Source organism: Burkholderia sp. AU28863 (assembly GCF_002223195.1).
GTDB classification, from domain to species: Bacteria; Pseudomonadota; Gammaproteobacteria; order Burkholderiales; family Burkholderiaceae; genus Burkholderia; species Burkholderia sola.
This window is the reverse complement of the sequence record NZ_NKFE01000004.1, coordinates 371,569-387,635: the sequence shown is the minus strand read 5'-3', so window position 1 is coordinate 387,635 and position 16,067 is coordinate 371,569. Positions and strand designations below refer to the sequence as shown.

Here is a 16,067-nt window from a genome sequence, read left to right as displayed (position 1 = left end):
GCGCCACGCAAAACCGCTCAGGTCACCGCGCCGCGTTCGGCGAACTCGGGCGCCTTCCACGCGTCGGTGGCGAGGATGTCGCGCAGCGTCTCGACCGCATCCCAGACGTCGGCGAAGCGCGTATAGAGCGGCGTGAAGCCGAAGCGCAGCACGTACGGCTCGCGGTAGTCGCCGATCACGCCGCGCGCGATCAGCGCCTGCATCACTTCGTAGCCGTGCGGATGCTCGAAGCTCGCCTGCGAGCCGCGCTGGTGATGCGCGCGCGGCGTGACGAGCTTCAGCGACAGGCCCGCGCAGCGTTCCTCGACGAGCGCGATGAACGCGTCGGTCAGCGCGAGCGACTTGCGGCGGATCGCCTGCATGTCGGTCTGCAGGAACACGTCGAGCCCGCATTCGACCATCGACATCGACACGATCGGCTGCGTGCCGCACAGGAAGCGCGCGATGCCCGGGTCGGGCGCGAAGCCCGGCTGCATCGCGAACGGCGCGCGGTGGCCCCACCAGCCCGACAGCGGCTGCGAGAAGTGCGCGAGATGGCGCTGCGGCACCCACACGAACGCGGGCGAGCCGGGGCCGCCGTTCAGGTACTTGTACGTGCAGCCGACCGCGCCGTCCGCACGCGCGCCGTTCAGGTCGACCGGCACCGCGCCGGCCGAGTGCGCGAGATCCCACAGCATCAGCGCGCCCGCGTCGTGCACGAGCTGCGTGACGGCCGGCATGTCGTGCATGTAGCCGGTGCGGTAGTTCACGTGCGTGATCATCGCGACGGCCGTATCCGCGCCGAGCGCGCCGGGCAGGTCGGCCGGATCGTCGATCAGGCGGAGTTCGTAGCCGCCGCCGAGTTGCTCGATCAGCCCCTGCGCGATGTACAGGTCGGTCGGGAAGTTCGAGCGTTCCGACACGATCACGCGGCGCTCGGGCGCGCGCTCGGCCTGGTGGCGCAGCATCGCGGACAGCAGCTTGAACAGGTTGATCGAGATGGTGTCGGTCACGACGGTTTCGCCGGGCGCGCCGCCGATCAGCGTCGCGAGCTTGTCGCCGAGGCGGCGCGGCAGCGCGAACCAGCCGGCCGTGTTCCAGCTGCGGATCAGCCCTTCGCCCCATTCGGCGCCGATCACCTGCTGCGCGCGGGCGGCCGATGCGCGCGGCTGCGCGCCGAGCGAGTTGCCGTCGAGGTAGATCACGCCGTCGGGCAGCGAGAACTGGTCGCGCAGCGCGGCCAGCGGGTCGTCGCGGTCGAGCGCGAGCGCATCTTCACGGGTCTTGATCATCATGATGTAAGGTCGTGGGTCGGGGTAATCAGGCGGCGCATGCGGGCAGCGCACGCAGCACCGCGCGCACGGGGCTTGCGTCGAGCGTCGCGAATTTCAGCGGCAGCGCGATCAGTTCGTAATCGCCGGGCGGCACGTCGTCGAGCACGATGCCTTCGAGGATCGCCATCCGGTGCGCGCGCACGCGGTGATGCGCATCCATCGTCTTCGATTCCTGCGGGTCGAGCGACGGCGTATCGATGCCGATCAGCTTCACGCCGTGCGCGGCGAGCAGGTCGACGGTGTCGGGCGCGACCGCGCAGAAATTGCTGTCCCATTGCTCGACCGCGGCGCACGCATAAGTGCGCAACAGCACGCGCGGCGGCACGCCATCGAGCGCGGCTTCCACATCGGCGGGCCGCACGACGGGCGATGCGCCGATGCAATGGATCACGCGGCACGGGCCGAGATAGGTGTCGAGCGGCACCGCGCCGATCGGCGCGCCGTCGGCGTCGTAGTGCAGCGGCGCGTCGCAGTGCGCGCCCGTGTGCGGCGACAGCGTCACGCGCGCGACGTTGACCGGCGAACCGGCCTCCATCCGCCACACGCGTTCGACGGAAACCGGCGTATCGCCCGGCCACACGGGCGTGGCGGGGCTGACCGGCGGCGAGATGTCCCAGAGTATGTCCATGGCATGACGAAGCGTGAATCGATGCTTCGAATGATAGGTGGACGCTCGCAGAAAGTGCTTGCGAAATAAACATGGACAATCCGCCGGATTGGCAGATAATTCGACTCAGAGGGAAAACGGGGACCAAAAATGCACGCGATCACGCTCGACGCCACCGACTGCCGGATTCTGGCGGTATTGCAGGAGGAGGGCAGAATCAGCAATCTCGACCTGGCCGAACGCATCTCGCTTTCGCCATCCGCCTGCCTGCGCCGCATGCGCCTGCTCGAGGAGCAGGGCGTGATCGAGCACTATCGCGCGTGCCTGAGCCGCGAGAAGCTCGGCTTCGAGCTCGAGGCGTTCGTGCAGGTGTCGATGCGCAACGAAGAGAATCAATGGCACGAGCGCTTCGCGGAAGCGCTGCGCGAATGGCCGGAGGTGGTCGGCGCGTTCGTCGTGACGGGCGAGAGCCACTATCTGCTGCGCGTGCTCGCGCACAACCTCAAGCACTATTCGGATTTCGTGCTGAACCGCCTGTACAAGGCGCCGGGCGTGATGGACATCCGTTCGAACATCGTGCTGCAGACGCTGAAGGACGAAGCGGGCGCGCCGGTCGGGCTGGCGCGCACGGGGGCGATCAAAGCGGTGTGAGGCCGTGGAAGCCGCCGCCGTGGAACACGAGCGGCGGCGCCGTGTCCGATACCGCGCGCACGCCGCAGCGCTCCACTTCGCCGACGAAGATCACGTGGTCGCCTTCGTCGTAGCGGCTGCGGTTGTGGCATTCGAACCATGCGAGCGCGCCGTCGAGCACGGGCATCCCGGAGTTGCCGGCCGCATGCGCGATCCCTTCGAAGCGATCGCCCTTGTAGGTCGAAAAGCGCTTGCACAGGTCGAGCTGCGATGCCGCGAGCACGTTCACCACGTAATGGCTGTTGCCGCGGAACACGGGCGTCGACGCCGATTTGTGCGCGAGGCTCCACAGCACGAGCGGCGGATCGAGCGAAACCGAATTGAACGAGCTGGCGGTGATGCCGATCAACTGGCCGGACGGCGCGCGCGTCGTGATCACCGTCACGCCCGTCGCGAACTGGCCGAGCGCCTGCCGGAAGGCGGCCGCGTCGAAATCCGGCGGATTGGCGTGGCTCATCGGGCAGCCATCCGGAACGGGACGGGCGGGCGCGACACGACACGGGTGTGACGGGCGCGGCGGACGAAGGACGACAAGGCGGTCGAGTGGGAACGGGTGCGCATGGCCCGATTTTAGCGGAATCGCGGCCGCCGGGCCCGGTCGGGCGGCGCATCGCGACGTCAGGGTGACGTAGCGAACACTGCGGCGCGCGGCCGGCATCGCCGTTCCGTCGCGTTTTTAACGGTGCGGCCGTTCAGGCCGACACCGTGCTGCCCGGCCGGCAGCGCTGCCCGCGCTATCGCGCCGCCGCCAGCCCGAGCGACAGCGCCCCGGTGACGATCAGGCTCGACGCCCACACCGCATCGAGATTGAACCAGCTCCGCGACACGAACTTCAGCCCGAGATAGCGGTACACGAGCCACGCGAGCCCGCCGCCGGCGGCGATCATCGCGGCCGCATGCACGGCCGCGACGACAAGCGCCATCCCCAGATGCGCATCGACGAGCGTGGCCGCCGCGCGGTGGCCGGCATCCCGGTCGAGTCCGCACAGGCCGAGGTAGATCGGCACGAGCATCAGCCCCGCGCCGTGCGCGAGCGCGACCGCGAACGACCACAGGCCGAGCCGCGCCGGCGGAATCCGCGCGAGCGCCCGCGGATGCCGGCGCCGGATCAGCAGCACCGCGCCGAAGCCGATCACCAGCGCGCTCGCGCCGATCCGGATCGCCGACTGCCACGCGAGCAGCGCCGCGAGCAGCCCGAACGGCAGCATCACCGCGAAGACGGCCAGCGCATGACCGAGCGCGAGATAGCCGAGCGCCGCGACGAGCGCGCGGCCGCGGCGCGTCATCAGCGCGTTCGATACCGCGAGCGGCCAGCCCATCGCCGGGTTGAGCCCGTGATAGACGCCGCTCGCGAGCACGGCCGCCCACAGCGCGAACGGCGCGTGAAGGCCGGCGCTCAACGCTTGACCGACGGATAGCAGAACGAGTCGGTCGAGCAGTCGCCGCCCTCGAGCCGGATCTGGTGCGCGCGATAGCCGTCGGGGAATTCGACCCAGTAGTCGTCGGCGAGCGTCAGCCCGCCGTCCGGCCCCGCATGCGCGAGCACCTGCGCGGCCGGCACGCCGTCCGGATAGAACTGGTCGTCCCACGTCGAATAGAGCGAGTTGGTCCAGTACACGCGCCGGCCGTCGCGGCTGATCTCGACCATCTGCGGGCCGCCCGCGAACGTGCGGCCGTTCGAGTGCGGCGCACGGCGCGCGATGCCGCCGATGCGCACCGACCCGGCGAGCACCGGGTTGTGCGGGTCCGACACGTCGTACTGGCGCATCTCGCCGGTGCCCCAGCACGACACGTACAGGAAGCGGTCGTCGAGCGACAGGTCGATGTCGGTCACGAGCGGCGGTACCGCGCCGAATCCTTGCAGCAGCGGCGGCAACTCGTCGGCCGCGGCCGGCTCGGCCGGGATCGTCGCGGTCTTCTTCACATGGAACTTGCCGTCTTCGCGCCACCAGGTCCAGATCGAGCCTTCGAGATTGGTCGTGTCGACGACGACGCCGACGAACCCGTATTCGCGCACCGGGTCGTGCGCGGGCCGCACCTCGAGCGCCATCTGGTGCTGTGCGCCGAGATCGATCGTCTGCACGTTGCGCCGCGCGCGCAGATCCCAGAAATGCAGCCGGTGCCCGTACTTGTTCGCGAGCAGGTCCTCGGGGACGATCCCGTTCTCGAATTGCGGCGGCAGCGCCCATTCGCTCGACACCATGTAGTCGCGCGGCAGGTTCCACCAGAAGTCGTAATGCTTGTCCTGCGGGCCGCGGTCGATCTCCCAGCGGCCGAGCACGTCGAAGGTCTCGCAATCCATGATGAAGATGCCGGGCGCGCCGTCGGTGCCGTCCTTGCCGGCCCCGCCGAGCGTGCTCACGTAGATGCCCTCCGGCCCGCAATGCACGGTGTGCGGCCGCGAATAGCCGGTCTTCGCGAAGATCTCGTCGGGTTCGATGATCTTGTGGATGCGCGCCTGCGTCGGATGCGGCTTCGTGTCGATCACGTAGATGCGCGACGAGCGCAGGCCGGGGATGATCAGGAAGCGGCGCTCGAGGAACGCATGGCCGGTGAGCGGTGACAGCGACGACGAACAGGCATTCCAGCCGAAGTGGTGAAACTCGTCGCCGGTGTTCGGCATCGTCACCGTATGCACGATCTTGCCGTACGTCGACGAACCGGGCTTCACGTCGATCACGGCGAGCGCGTCGGGTCTGGAGAAATCGGGACTCAGCAACAACGTATAGGCAAACTCCTCCGCCGGCGCCTGCATCGCAAGCTCGGGCGAAGCGTGAAACGTCGGGTCGGGCCGCATGCTCATGGTGATGCCTCCTCGATGGGTTCGGATTGTGAACGCACGGCCGTTCGTTGCGGGCGTGCGGGTCGGGATGGCCGCGCGGCGTGCATCGTGCCGGCGGGTGCGATCGACGCACGGACGCACGTGTCGGTGCCACGCGCGGCGCCGTGCATCAGATCGTGAAAGCGGGGAAAGCAGGTAACGGCGACAGGCGGGATCGTCGCGCCGGGGGCGGGGCGGACGGTCTGCAACGTGATGAAGCAGTCGAAGCGGCGCCCTGCGGCGCGGCAGCGGCCGGCCGGGTGACGCGGGTGAATTCTGTTAAGGCATGCATAGCGATGTTCCGGCAGATGATGTTTGCATCAGGGTCGGGCATGCATCGAACGCTGCGCGCGTGACGGCGGGTTTGCCGCCGCGCTAGCGCGTGCCTAAGTGTAGACGAGAATCGTGTAGGTGAGTCGGGCGCGGCGCCTGCGTAATCTGCCAGGTTCGCGCGCGAGTGAGATACTTGCCGGAGCGCCACGGTGTCCCGTATCACGGGCGCGCGGCGGCGGGATGGAACGGTGGCAGCCGGCACGGGCGTGCCGCTGCCGTCATCAACGAGGGACTGATTTCATGGGGAACGAGATGCTTGAAACCGCGACGCTCGGAGGCGGATGTTTCTGGTGCACGGAGGCCGTGTTTCTCGACGTCGACGGCGTGACGGCCGTCCAGTCGGGTTACGCGGGCGGCCATACGCGCAACCCTGGCTATCGCGACATCTGCGAAGGCGACACGGGCCACGCGGAGGTCGTCAACGTGACGTTCGATCCGGCGCGCATCGGCTATCGCGAGATCCTCGAGATCTTCTTCGCGACGCACGATCCGACCACGCTGAACCGGCAGGGCAACGACGTCGGCACGCAGTACCGGTCGGTCGTGTTCACGCATTCGGATGCGCAGCGCGACACGGCGCTCGACGTGATCCGCGAGCTCGAGCGCGAACAGGTGTTCGGGCAGCCGATCGTCACGCAGGTCGTGCCGCTCGACGGCAACTACTGGCCGGCCGAGGACTACCATCAGAACTATTACGCGCGGAACCCGGGGCAGGGCTATTGCTCGGTCGTGATCGGGCCGAAGCTCGCGAAATTCCGGCAGAAGTTCTCGCACCGGCTGAAGTCGCTGCGCGGCGCCTGAACGACGCCGGCGGAAGCCGGCGTCACGCCGCCTCGTTGCGCCACTGCGCGCACGCGGCGGCGATTTCGCGTGCGAGCGCGATGCACGACAGCGGCGCGGAGCCTTCCGCCTTGTTGTTGATCGTGATGATCACCGGCTGCCCGGCCAGCGCATAGCGCGCGGCCAGTTCGGCGAGCGCCGAGCGTGTGGCCGGATCCTCGTCGACGAGCTTGTCGAACGGCTCGTATTTCGCCTTCGCCTGCTCGTACTTGAAGCCGCCGTGCAGGCTCCAGCGCACGAACAGCGGGCCCGGCGCGTCGCCGTCGAGCAGTGCGAGCGCGGCGGCCTGGCGCAGCGGATCGGGCATCCGCGCGTGCAGGCCGACGCAGTAGCGCACGCCGAGCGCGGCCAGCGCGCGGATGAAGCGGGGCGTGAGCAGGCTCGCGTCGCGGATCTCGATCGCGTAGCGCGTGCCGTCGGCGTCCGGCGGCAGCGGCGGCAGCGCCGCGAAGAACGCGGCGAGCCGGTCGATCAGCGCGGCCGGCGCCGCGAGCAGCTGGTCGGGCAGCGGCGAGAACTGGAACACGAGCACGCCGGCTTTCCGGCCGAGCCCGTCGAGACATGGCTGGACGAATTCGCGGGTCGCGAGCCGAGCATCGAGGAAGGTCGGGTTCGGCCCGGACGGCTCGCCGCGTCGGCCGCGGATCACCGCGTCGGTCACCGCGGCCGGCGCCTTCACGACGAAACGGAAATCGTCGGGCACCTGCTGCGCGTAGCGCAGGTAATCGGCCACCGACAGCGGCCCGTAGAACGACCGGTCGAGGCTCACGCTCTTCAGCAGCGGATGCGCGCCGTACGCTTCGAGCCCTTCGCGTGACAGCTTGGTCTGCGCGAAATCGCCGTCGTAGACGATGCCGTTCCAGCCGGGGAAATACCACGACGACGTGCCGAGCCGCACGTTCGGCGGGAGGCCTGCCGCGGCGTCGGCCACGTCCGCCGAGATCGGCGCGGGCAGTACGCCGCGCTTGCGGCGGCCTTTCTTCGGCGCGGCAGCGGGCGGGGACGGTTCGTCCCACAGCAGGCCCGATGACGGGGCGGGCTCGTCGTCATCGGCGGCGGGGCGGGAAGTCGTGCGGGCGGGCCGCGTCGGTCGCGCGTTTTCCTGCGCGTGCGGCGTCACGGGTTCATCGGGGCTGGCGGGGCGATCGTCATGGGCCGGCGACGCGCGTGCGGCATCCGTCGGCACGCCGAACAGGTCGAATTGCCCGTCGGCGTGCGACTCGTTGGCGTCGTCGCGCGGCTGTCGTTGCGGCGGCGCCTTGCGCCGCGTCCTGCCGTCACCCATGCATGCCCTGCGTGAGGCGCCGCCTAGCGCGGCAGCGCGTGTTCGTACATGTAGCGCCGCGACCACGGCAGCGTTTTCGCGCTGCGTCCGGCCTTGCGACACACGATCTGGAAGATCGACACGTCGTCGTGCTCGAATGCATACGCGCAACCGGCGAGATAGACGCGCCAGATGCGGAATTTTTCGTCGTCGACGAGCTTTCTCGCTTCCTCGGCTTTCGCTTCGAAGTTTTCCGTCCAGATATCGAGCGTGCGCGCATAGTGCCGGCGCAGGCTTTCGACGTCAACCGCCTCGAGTCCGCCGCGCTGCGCTGCTTCGAGCGCGAGGCTGATGTGCGGCAGCTCGCCGTCCGGGAACACGTAGCGATCGATGAATTCGCCACCGCCGAGCGCGGTTTCGCCGCTTTCCGCGTCGGTCGACGTGATCCCGTGATTCATCGCGATGCCGTCGTCGGCGAGCAGCTCACGCACGCGCGAGAAGTAGAGCGGCAGGTTCTTGCGGCCGACGTGTTCGAACATCCCGACGCTCGTGATCCTATCGAACTGACCTTCGATCTCGCGGTAATCCTGCAGACGAATCTCGATCTTGTCTTCGAGGCCTGCCGCCTTCACGCGCGCGGTCGCGAGGTCGAACTGGTTCTGCGACAGCGTCACGCCGAGGCACGTCGCGCCGAACTTCTGCGCGGCGCGCAGCACGAGCGCGCCCCAGCCGCAGCCGATGTCGAGCAGGCGCTGGCCGGGCTGCAGCTGGATCTTCGTCAGGATGTGGTCGATCTTCTTGATCTGCGCGGTGGCGAGATCCTCGTCGCCATTCTCGAAGTACGCGCACGAGTACACCATGTTCTCGTCGAGCCACAGCCGGTAGAACTCGTTCGACACGTCGTAGTGGTACTGGATCGCCTTCTTGTCGGTGCTCTTCGTGTGATTGAAGTAGCGCTTCACGCGTGCCAGCTTGCTCGCGCTCGTCACGGTGCTGCGCGCGAGCGAGTAGCCGATGTTGATGATGTCCGATAGCTTGCCTTCGATGTCGATCTTGCCCTTCACGTACGCCTCGCCGAGATTGTCGAGGCTCGGTTCGAGCAGCAGCGGCAACGCCGATGCGCTGTTTACCTTCAGCGTGACCTGCGGTGCGCTGAAGGTGCCGAAATCGAGTTGATCGCCGTTCCACAGCACCAGTCGCGCCGGTATGTTCGCCTTTGCCCGTACTTCATCCGCCCACTGTGCCAGCTTCTTTTCCCAGAACATTTGGATTCTCCGTTTGTTCGTTGAATCGAATACAGCCAAGTATCTTGACCGGCGCCCACCGCTTGCGGCGCAGGCACCCGGATGCAACAACGAGACACGACCGGCGCACGCCGGCGCCGCGCTTACGGCGACAGGCGCGAGATCGTCCAGCCCGGCGCCGCCGTGGCGTCGCGCGTATAGAGCAGGCGGTCGTGCAGCCGCGACGGGCGCCCCTGCCAGAATTCGATCGCGTCGGGCACGAGGCGGTAGCCGCCCCAGTGCGGCGGGCGCGGCGGGTTGTCGCCGTAGCGTTCGCTGACGGCCTGTTCGCGCGCTTCGAGCGTCGCGCGGCTGTCGATCACGGTGCTCTGGTCCGACGCCCATGCGCCGATGCGCGAGCCGAGCGGGCGCGACGCGAAATAGCGGTCGCTTTCTTCCGCGCTGGTTTTCTCGATCCGGCCCTCGATGCGCACCTGGCGCTCGAGCTCGATCCAGTAGAACAGCAGCGCGGCTTGCGGATGCACGGCGAGATCGTGACCCTTGCGGCTTTCGTAATTGGTGAAGAAGACGAACCCGCGCTCGTCGACGCCCTTGATGAGCACGATTCGGGCCGACGGCCGGCCGTCGGCGCCGACGGTCGCGAGCGTCATCGTGTTCGGCTCGGGCAGCTTGGCGGCGAGCGCCTCCTTGAACCAGCGATCGAACTGGGCGAACGGGTCGGGGGCGGCATCGGCTTCGTCGAGCGAAGCACGCGAATAGTTGATGCGGAGATCGGCGAGAGTCGTCATGTTATGCAAACGCTTCAATCTGGGGCCAGTATAGCGAACGCGCGAGAATCGTGCGTGCACAGTGGGGCGGGGGAGCGGGGAGTTCAGGCAAAATAGAGGGCTGCACGACTTACGTTTTCCTTGCTGCCATGTCCTCCGCCGACGCTGCCCCGCCCCGTTCATCCGATCTTACCCCGACCCCGGAAATCCAGCTTGACGTGGATCGCGCCCGGCGTTTCGGCGGCGTCGCGCGCCTGTACGGCGCGCCGGCGGCGGCCGCGTTCGAGCGGGCGCACGTCGCCGTGATCGGGATCGGCGGCGTCGGGTCGTGGGCGGCCGAGGCGCTCGCGCGCAACGCGGTTGGCACGCTGACGCTGATCGATCTCGACAACGTCGCGGAAAGCAACACGAACCGGCAGGTCCATGCGCTCGACGGGAATTACGGCAAGCCGAAGGTCGACGCGATGGCCGAGCGGATCGCGCTGATCGATCCCGCATGCCGCGTGAACCGGATCGAGGATTTCGTCGAGCCCGACAACTTCGACGCGCTGCTCGGCGGCGGCTTCGACTACGTGATCGATGCGATCGACAGCGTGCGCACGAAGGTCGCGCTGATCGCATGGTGCGTCGCGAAACGGCAGCCGTTGATCGTCGTCGGCGGCGCGGGCGGGCAGCTCGACCCGACGCGCATCCGCATCGACGATCTCGCGCTGACGATCCAGGATCCGCTCCTGTCGAAGGTGCGCGCGCAGTTGCGCAAGCAGCACGGTTTTCCGCGCGGGCCGAAGGCGCGCTTCAAGGTCAGCGCCGTGTATTCGGACGAGCCGTTGATCTATCCGGAAGCGGCGGCCTGCGACATCGAGGACGGCGCGGAGCCGTCCGCGGCCGCGCACGTCGCGGGGCTCAACTGTGCGGGCTTCGGTTCGAGCGTGTGCGTGACCGCGAGCTTCGGCTTCGCGGCTGCCGCGCATGCGCTGCGGGCGATCGCGGCACAGGCGGCCGGCTGAGCGCGCGGCGCGCGGGTCGCGAATGAGAATGTTGCGGCGCGGCCGGTGCGCCACGCGCGAGTCGGCAAGTTAAAGCGAGTTGGCCGGGCCGTTGCGGCCCCGCCTCTCGTGGCTCGGCCCGTCGTGGCCCGGCCTCTCATGCATCAGTTGAGCGCCATGCTCAGCTTGCGTCGCCACGCGGCGACGAGGTCCGGGCGATCGCCGGCCAGTTCGAACACCGAGATCATCGTGCGGCGGCCGAGGTCGTCGCCGTATGCGCGATCGCGCGTCACGATTTCCAGCAGCTGTTCCAGCGCCCCTTCGTACGCGCGCCGCGCGATCAGGCTCTGCGCGAGGTCGAAGCGCGCGTCGAGATCGGCCGGGTTCGCCGCGATGCGCGCTTCGAGCGCGTCGGTCGGCGGCAGGTCGGCCGTGGCGTCGAGCGCGTCGAAACGGGTCTTGATCGCCTGGTAGCGCGGGTCGCCGTTCTGCACGGTTTGCGGCGACAGGCGCTCGGTTTCCGCGCGCGCGGCGTCGACCTCGTTGCGCGCGAGCAGCAGCTCGATCAGGTCGAGGCGCGCGTCATCGTAGCCGGGGTTCAGCGCGAGCGCCGCTTCGAGGTGCGTGCGCGCATCGTCGAAGCGCTGTTCGGCCATCGCGTACTGCGCGGCGCGGCGCTCGGCTTCCTCGGCCGCCGGCAGCAGCCGGTCGAGGAACGCGCGCAACTGCCCTTCGGGCAGCACGCCGACGAACTGGTCGACCGGCCGCCCGTCGGCGAACGCGATCACGTGCGGGATGCTGCGCGTCTGGAAGTGCGCGGCGAGTTCCTGGTTCTCGTCGACGTTGACCTTCACGAGCTTCCAGCGGCCGGCGTAATCGGCTTCGAGCTTTTCCAGCAGCGGGCCGAGCGTCTTGCAGGGGCCGCACCACGGCGCCCAGAAGTCGACCAGCACGGGCGTGTCCAGCGACGCCTCGATGACGTCTCTCTCGAATGTGGCAAGCGTGGTGTCCATGTCGTTCTCTTCCGTTCGAATATCGTCAGGATGGGGGCGGCGCGCCGCTTTTTCAACGCGGCTTCGATTCGGGCAGCGGAATCCACTCGGTCTCGCCGGGCACCTTGCCCATTTCCTGGCGCGTCCATGCCGCTTTCGCGCGCTCGATCGCGTCCCGGCTGCTCGCGACGAAATTCCATTCGATGAAGCGTTCGCCGTCGATCCGGTCGCCGCCGAGCAGCATCGCGCGCGCGCCGCTGCCGCTCGTCAGCGTGACCGGCGCGCCCGGCGCGAGCACGGCCATCCGTTCGGCCGGCACCGGCGTGCCGTCGATCGCGAGCTCGCCGTCGACCACGTAGACCGCGCGCTCCTCGTGCGACGCATCGAGTTCGAGCCGGCCGCCGGCCGCGAATTCGGCCGCGACGTACAGCGTGCGCGAGAACGTCGTCACGGGCGAATGCAGCCCGAATGCGTCGCCGGCGATCACCGTCAGCGCGACGCCGTTTTCATCGCGCTTGGGCAGCGTGTCGGCCGGGTGATGCTCGAACGACGGCTCGGTCGTCTCGTGCGTTTTCGGCAGCGCGACCCAGGTCTGGATGCCGTGTACGGTGTGGCCGCTCGCACGCTGCGCGTCGGGCGTACGTTCGGAGTGGACGATCCCGCGGCCGGCCGTCATCCAGTTCACGTCGCCCGGCACGATTTCCTGCAGCGAGCCAAGGCTGTCGCGGTGCAGGATCGCGCCGTCGAACAGGTAGGTGACCGTCGCGAGCCCGATGTGCGGATGCGGGCGCACGTCGAGCCCCGTGCCGGCCGGCAGCGCGGCGGGCCCCATGTGATCGAAGAAGATGAACGGGCCGACGAGGCGTGCGGCGAGCGCGGGCAGCGTGCGGCGCACCTGCAGGTTGCCGATGTCGCGCACGTGCGGCTTCAGCAGGGCTTTGATCGAGTCGGTCATGGCGGGCCTCGTGGGGAACGGCTGGGTTGCCGGTCATTGTACTGGCGGCGCGACGGCCCGCGTGACGGTGAACGCGGGAAACGCGAAATGCGCGCGGCGCGACGCGGCCGCGGCAGGCACGCGCCGTGCGGCATCCGCGGCGTGGCGCCAGCCGCCGCGCGCGTCGCCGATTCCATGCGCGCCGCGCGGATATCGGCCGCGGCGGCGAAAGCCGGTAGACTGACCGGCTTCACAATGACAATTCGACGATCGAGGAGACGCCGATGATGGCCCCGAAGGACTTGCTGCTCGCGCTGGTCGTGATCCTGGCGTGGGGCGTGAACTTCGTCGTGATCAAGGTCGGCCTGCACGGCATGCCGCCGATGCTGCTCGGCGCGCTGCGCTTCACGCTCGCGGCCGTGCCGGCAGTGTTCTTCGTGCGGCGGCCGCAGATTTCGTGGCGGCTGCTGGTGCTGTACGGCGCGACGATCCAGCTCGGCCAGTTCGTGTTCCTGTTCACCGGCATGTACGTCGGGATGCCGGCCGGCCTCGCGTCGCTCGTGCTGCAGTCGCAGGCGTTCTTCACGCTGGTGTTCGCGATGCTGTTCCTCGGCGAGCGGCTGCGCGTGCAGAACCTGGTCGGGCTCGCGATCGCCGCGGGCGGGCTCGTCGTGATCGCCGCGCAGGGCGGCCGCGCGATGACGCTCGCGGGCTTCCTGCTGACGATCTGCTCGGCCGCGATGTGGGCCGTCGGCAATATCGTCACGAAGAAGGTCGGGAAGGCGAACCTCGTGTCGCTCGTCGTGTGGGCGAGCCTCGTGCCGCCCGTGCCGTTCTTCCTGCTGTCGCTGTGGTTCGAAGGGCCGCGGCGGATCGCGACCGCGCTCGCCGGGCTCGACGGCGCGTCGATCTTCGCGGTCGTCTATCTCGCGTTCGTCGCGACGCTGCTCGGCTACGGGCTGTGGAGCCGCCTGCTGTCGCGCTACCCGGCCGCGCAGGTCGCGCAATTCTCGCTGCTGGTGCCGATCGTCGGGCTCGCGTCGTCGGCGCTGCTGCTCGACGAGCATCTGACGCAATCGCAGCTGATCGGCGCCGCGCTCGTGATGGGCGGGCTCGCGGTGAACGTGTTCGGCGGGAAATTGCTGAGCCGCTTTGCGGCGTCGTGACGCGCCGGCACGCGCTGCGTGCCGGCGGCAGGGAAGTGATGGCGCTCAGGCCATCCGGCTCTTCGCGAGCGGCGGATTCGCGGCGAAATAACGCTTGATGCCGCGGAAGATCGCGTCGGCCATCTCGTCGCGATAGCCGTCGTCGTTGAGGCGGCGCTCTTCGTCCGGGTTGCTGATGAACGCGGTCTCGACGAGGATCGACGGAATGTCGGGCGCCTTCAGCACCGCGAACCCGGCCTGCTCGACCGAGCCCTTGTGCAGCTTGTTGATGCCGCCCACTTCCTTCAGCACGTAGTTGCCGTAGCGCAGCGAGTCGCGGATCTGCGCGGTCGTCGACATGTCGAACAGCGCGCGGTTCACCGCCGCGTCCGCCGTCTTGATGTTGATGCCGCCGATCAGGTCCGACGAATTCTCCTTGTTCGCCATCCAGCGCGCCGCGGCGCTCGTCGCGCCGTGGTCGGACAGCGCGAACACCGACGAGCCGCGTGCGGACGGCGTCGTGAACGCATCCGCGTGGATCGACACGAACAGATCCGCGCCGACGCGGCGCGCTTTCTGCACGCGCACGTTCAGCGGCACGAAGAAGTCGGCGTCGCGCGTCATCATCGCGCGCATGTTCGGCGCGGCGTCGATCTTCGCGCGCAGCTTCTTCGCGATGTCGAGCGCGATGTGCTTCTCGTACGTGCCGCCGCCGCCGATCGCGCCCGGATCCTCGCCGCCGTGGCCCGGATCGATCGCGACGGTCAGCAGGCGTACGGTGCCGCCCTTGCCTGATTTCGGCGCGGTGAACTTGTAGGTGTCGCCGTCGTCGTCGTTGTCGTCGCGGCGCGCGATGACGGGCGGCGGCTTGACGGCCGGCTTCGCGGGCGTCGACGGCGTGCCGGCGGCCGGCGGCGTATGCGGCGCGGCCGGCGTGTTCTGCGCGAAACGCTGGAAGAACGCGTCGCTGTTGTCGCCCGCGCCGGGCGGCGGGGTGCCCGGGCCGGCCAGCGTGGACGGCGGCTGCATCTGCTGCGCGCGCGCGGTGTCGTTGAGCGCCTGTTCCTTGCGTTCCGTCTGCGCGATCAGGTCGGACAGCGGATCGGGCGCGACGGCCGGATACAGGTCGAACACGAGCCGGTACTTGTAGGTGCCGACGGGCGGCAGCGTGAACACCTGCGGCTTCACCGAGCCCTTCAGGTCGAACACCATCCGCACGACGTGCGGCTGATACTGGCCGACGCGCACCGACTGGATCTGCGGATCGTTCGGCGCGATCTTCGATACGAGGTCGCGCAGCGCCTGGTCGAGGTCGAGGCCGCTCAGGTCGACGACCAGACGGTCGGGCCCCTGCAGCAGCTGTTGGCTATTCTGCAGCGGCTGGTCGGATTCGATCGTGACGCGCGTGTAATCGCGTGCGGGCCACACGCGCACGCCGAGCACCGACGACGCATGCGCGAGCCGCGGCGCGACGAGACCGAGCACCAGCGTCGACGCTCCCGCGCGCAGGATCTGACGGCGCCGCCAGTTGTGCGTCGCGGTGGCCGCCGATTCGATCGAGCGGAACGGTTTGATCAACATCTTTCGAGACATGCCTTTCCTGAAGCGCTGTACGCCCGGACGGTGAGGGCACGGCCGTCGCCATCCACGTCGAGCGAGAAAACCAGATCGGGCACGCCGAGCAGCGCGCCCGCCTGTTGCGGCCATTCGACGAGGCAGATCGCGCTGGAATTGAAATATTCGCGAAAGCCTGCATCGGACCATTCGGCCGGATCGTTGAATCGATACAGATCGAAGTGATAGACCTCGAGTTCCCCGTCGCTGCGCTCGAGCGCGTACGGCTCGACGAGCGTATAGGTCGGGCTGCGCACGCGGCCCGGGTGGCCGAGGCCGCGCAGGATCGCGCGCACGAGGGTCGTCTTGCCCGCGCCGAGATCGCCGACCAGCTGGATCTGCAGCCCGTCGAACGCATGGGCGCGGGCGAGCTCGATGCGCGCCGCGTCGAGCGCGTGCGCGAAGCGGGTGCCGAAGGCCTCGGTTGCCGCTTCGTCGGCGAGCGCGATCACGCGCTCCGCGAGCGGGGCGGGCAACATGGCTTGAGGCGGTTGGCTGGGCGTGGCTGGCATTCTCG

16 protein-coding genes are annotated in these 16,067 nt (G+C 68.7%); 4 read left to right on the top strand and 12 right to left on the bottom strand.

Features of this window, described 5'->3' with window-relative positions; all coding sequences use genetic code 11:
• Positions 1–17: 17 nt before the first annotated feature.
• Both kynU and kynB read right to left on the bottom strand, forming a co-directional pair.
• Positions 18–1,271 carry a kynureninase gene (gene kynU, locus CFB81_RS13340; protein ID WP_373452648.1) on the bottom strand — a complete coding sequence of 418 codons (1,254 nt, stop codon included), beginning with the start codon at positions 1,269–1,271 and terminating at the stop codon, positions 18–20.
• 28 nt (positions 1,272–1,299) lie between these two features.
• Positions 1,300–1,941: an arylformamidase gene (gene kynB / locus CFB81_RS13335; RefSeq protein ID WP_089435537.1), complete on the bottom strand. Its 642-nt coding sequence runs from the start codon at positions 1,939–1,941 to the stop codon at positions 1,300–1,302.
• A gap of 129 nt (positions 1,942–2,070) precedes the next feature.
• Here kynB and CFB81_RS13330 point away from each other — a divergent pair, with 129 nt between their 5' ends.
• Positions 2,071–2,571, top strand: a complete 501-nt coding sequence (locus CFB81_RS13330; RefSeq protein WP_006477992.1) for an Lrp/AsnC family transcriptional regulator — start codon at positions 2,071–2,073, stop codon at positions 2,569–2,571.
• On the opposite strand, the gene CFB81_RS13325 is transcribed toward CFB81_RS13330, so the two are convergent.
• The 3 genes from CFB81_RS13325 to CFB81_RS13315 form a co-directional block, all read right to left on the bottom strand.
• Positions 2,558–3,067 carry a flavin reductase family protein gene (locus CFB81_RS13325; RefSeq protein ID WP_011353017.1) on the bottom strand — a complete coding sequence of 170 codons (510 nt, stop codon included), beginning with the start codon at positions 3,065–3,067 and terminating at the stop codon, positions 2,558–2,560. The two genes, CFB81_RS13330 and CFB81_RS13325, sit on opposite strands and share 14 nt — an antisense overlap.
• A 277-nt stretch (positions 3,068–3,344) precedes the next feature.
• Positions 3,345–4,010 (bottom strand): hypothetical protein, encoded by a 666-nt coding sequence (locus CFB81_RS13320; RefSeq protein ID WP_089435536.1) that lies wholly within the window; start codon positions 4,008–4,010, stop codon positions 3,345–3,347.
• Positions 4,007–5,413 carry a selenium-binding protein SBP56-related protein gene (locus CFB81_RS13315; protein ID WP_089435535.1) on the bottom strand — a complete coding sequence of 469 codons (1,407 nt, stop codon included), beginning with the start codon at positions 5,411–5,413 and terminating at the stop codon, positions 4,007–4,009. Before CFB81_RS13315 ends, CFB81_RS13320 begins: the two co-directional genes overlap by 4 nt.
• A 591-nt stretch (positions 5,414–6,004) precedes the next feature.
• On the opposite strand from CFB81_RS13315, the gene msrA reads away from it, so the two are divergent.
• Entirely contained in the window at positions 6,005–6,565 is a 561-nt protein-coding gene (gene msrA / locus CFB81_RS13310; protein WP_050017027.1) for a peptide-methionine (S)-S-oxide reductase MsrA, read from the top strand.
• A 22-nt stretch (positions 6,566–6,587) separates the two neighbouring features.
• Here the strand turns inward: msrA and CFB81_RS13305 are convergent, their stop codons facing one another.
• From CFB81_RS13305 to pdxH, 3 genes are all read right to left on the bottom strand, one after another.
• Positions 6,588–7,889 carry a DUF72 domain-containing protein gene (locus tag CFB81_RS13305; protein ID WP_089435534.1) on the bottom strand — a complete coding sequence of 434 codons (1,302 nt, stop codon included), beginning with the start codon at positions 7,887–7,889 and terminating at the stop codon, positions 6,588–6,590.
• 23 nt (positions 7,890–7,912) lie between these two features.
• Complete coding sequence (locus CFB81_RS13300; RefSeq protein WP_069616894.1) at positions 7,913–9,133, bottom strand: cyclopropane-fatty-acyl-phospholipid synthase family protein; 1,221 nt, start codon at positions 9,131–9,133, stop codon at positions 7,913–7,915.
• Positions 9,134–9,255: 122 nt separating this feature from the next.
• Positions 9,256–9,900 (bottom strand): pyridoxamine 5'-phosphate oxidase, encoded by a 645-nt coding sequence (pdxH, locus tag CFB81_RS13295; RefSeq protein ID WP_089435533.1) that lies wholly within the window; start codon positions 9,898–9,900, stop codon positions 9,256–9,258.
• Between the two features lie 128 nt (positions 9,901–10,028).
• On the opposite strand from pdxH, the gene tcdA reads away from it, so the two are divergent.
• On the top strand, positions 10,029–10,886 hold the full coding sequence (gene tcdA, locus CFB81_RS13290) for a tRNA cyclic N6-threonylcarbamoyladenosine(37) synthase TcdA (protein WP_089435532.1): 858 nt from the start codon (positions 10,029–10,031) through the stop codon (positions 10,884–10,886).
• Between the two features lie 143 nt (positions 10,887–11,029).
• Here tcdA and trxA read toward each other — a convergent pair whose 3' ends face one another.
• The gene (trxA, locus tag CFB81_RS13285) at positions 11,030–11,878 is read right to left on the bottom strand and encodes a thioredoxin (RefSeq protein ID WP_089435531.1); all 849 of its coding nucleotides are present in this window, start codon (positions 11,876–11,878) and stop codon (positions 11,030–11,032) included.
• Between the two features lie 52 nt (positions 11,879–11,930).
• Positions 11,931–12,812, bottom strand: a complete 882-nt coding sequence (locus CFB81_RS13280; RefSeq protein WP_089435530.1) for a pirin family protein — start codon at positions 12,810–12,812, stop codon at positions 11,931–11,933.
• A gap of 266 nt (positions 12,813–13,078) precedes the next feature.
• Here CFB81_RS13280 and CFB81_RS13270 point away from each other — a divergent pair, with 266 nt between their 5' ends.
• Complete coding sequence (locus tag CFB81_RS13270) at positions 13,079–13,957, top strand: EamA family transporter (protein ID WP_175977498.1); 879 nt, start codon at positions 13,079–13,081, stop codon at positions 13,955–13,957.
• A 45-nt stretch (positions 13,958–14,002) separates the two neighbouring features.
• On the opposite strand, the gene CFB81_RS13265 is transcribed toward CFB81_RS13270, so the two are convergent.
• Both CFB81_RS13265 and tsaE read right to left on the bottom strand, forming a co-directional pair.
• Positions 14,003–15,529, bottom strand: a complete 1,527-nt coding sequence (locus tag CFB81_RS13265; protein ID WP_089435528.1) for an N-acetylmuramoyl-L-alanine amidase — start codon at positions 15,527–15,529, stop codon at positions 14,003–14,005.
• Entirely contained in the window at positions 15,511–16,062 is a 552-nt protein-coding gene (gene tsaE, locus CFB81_RS13260; protein WP_069621264.1) for a tRNA (adenosine(37)-N6)-threonylcarbamoyltransferase complex ATPase subunit type 1 TsaE, read from the bottom strand. Before tsaE ends, CFB81_RS13265 begins: the two co-directional genes overlap by 19 nt.
• Positions 16,063–16,067 lie beyond the last annotated feature (5 nt).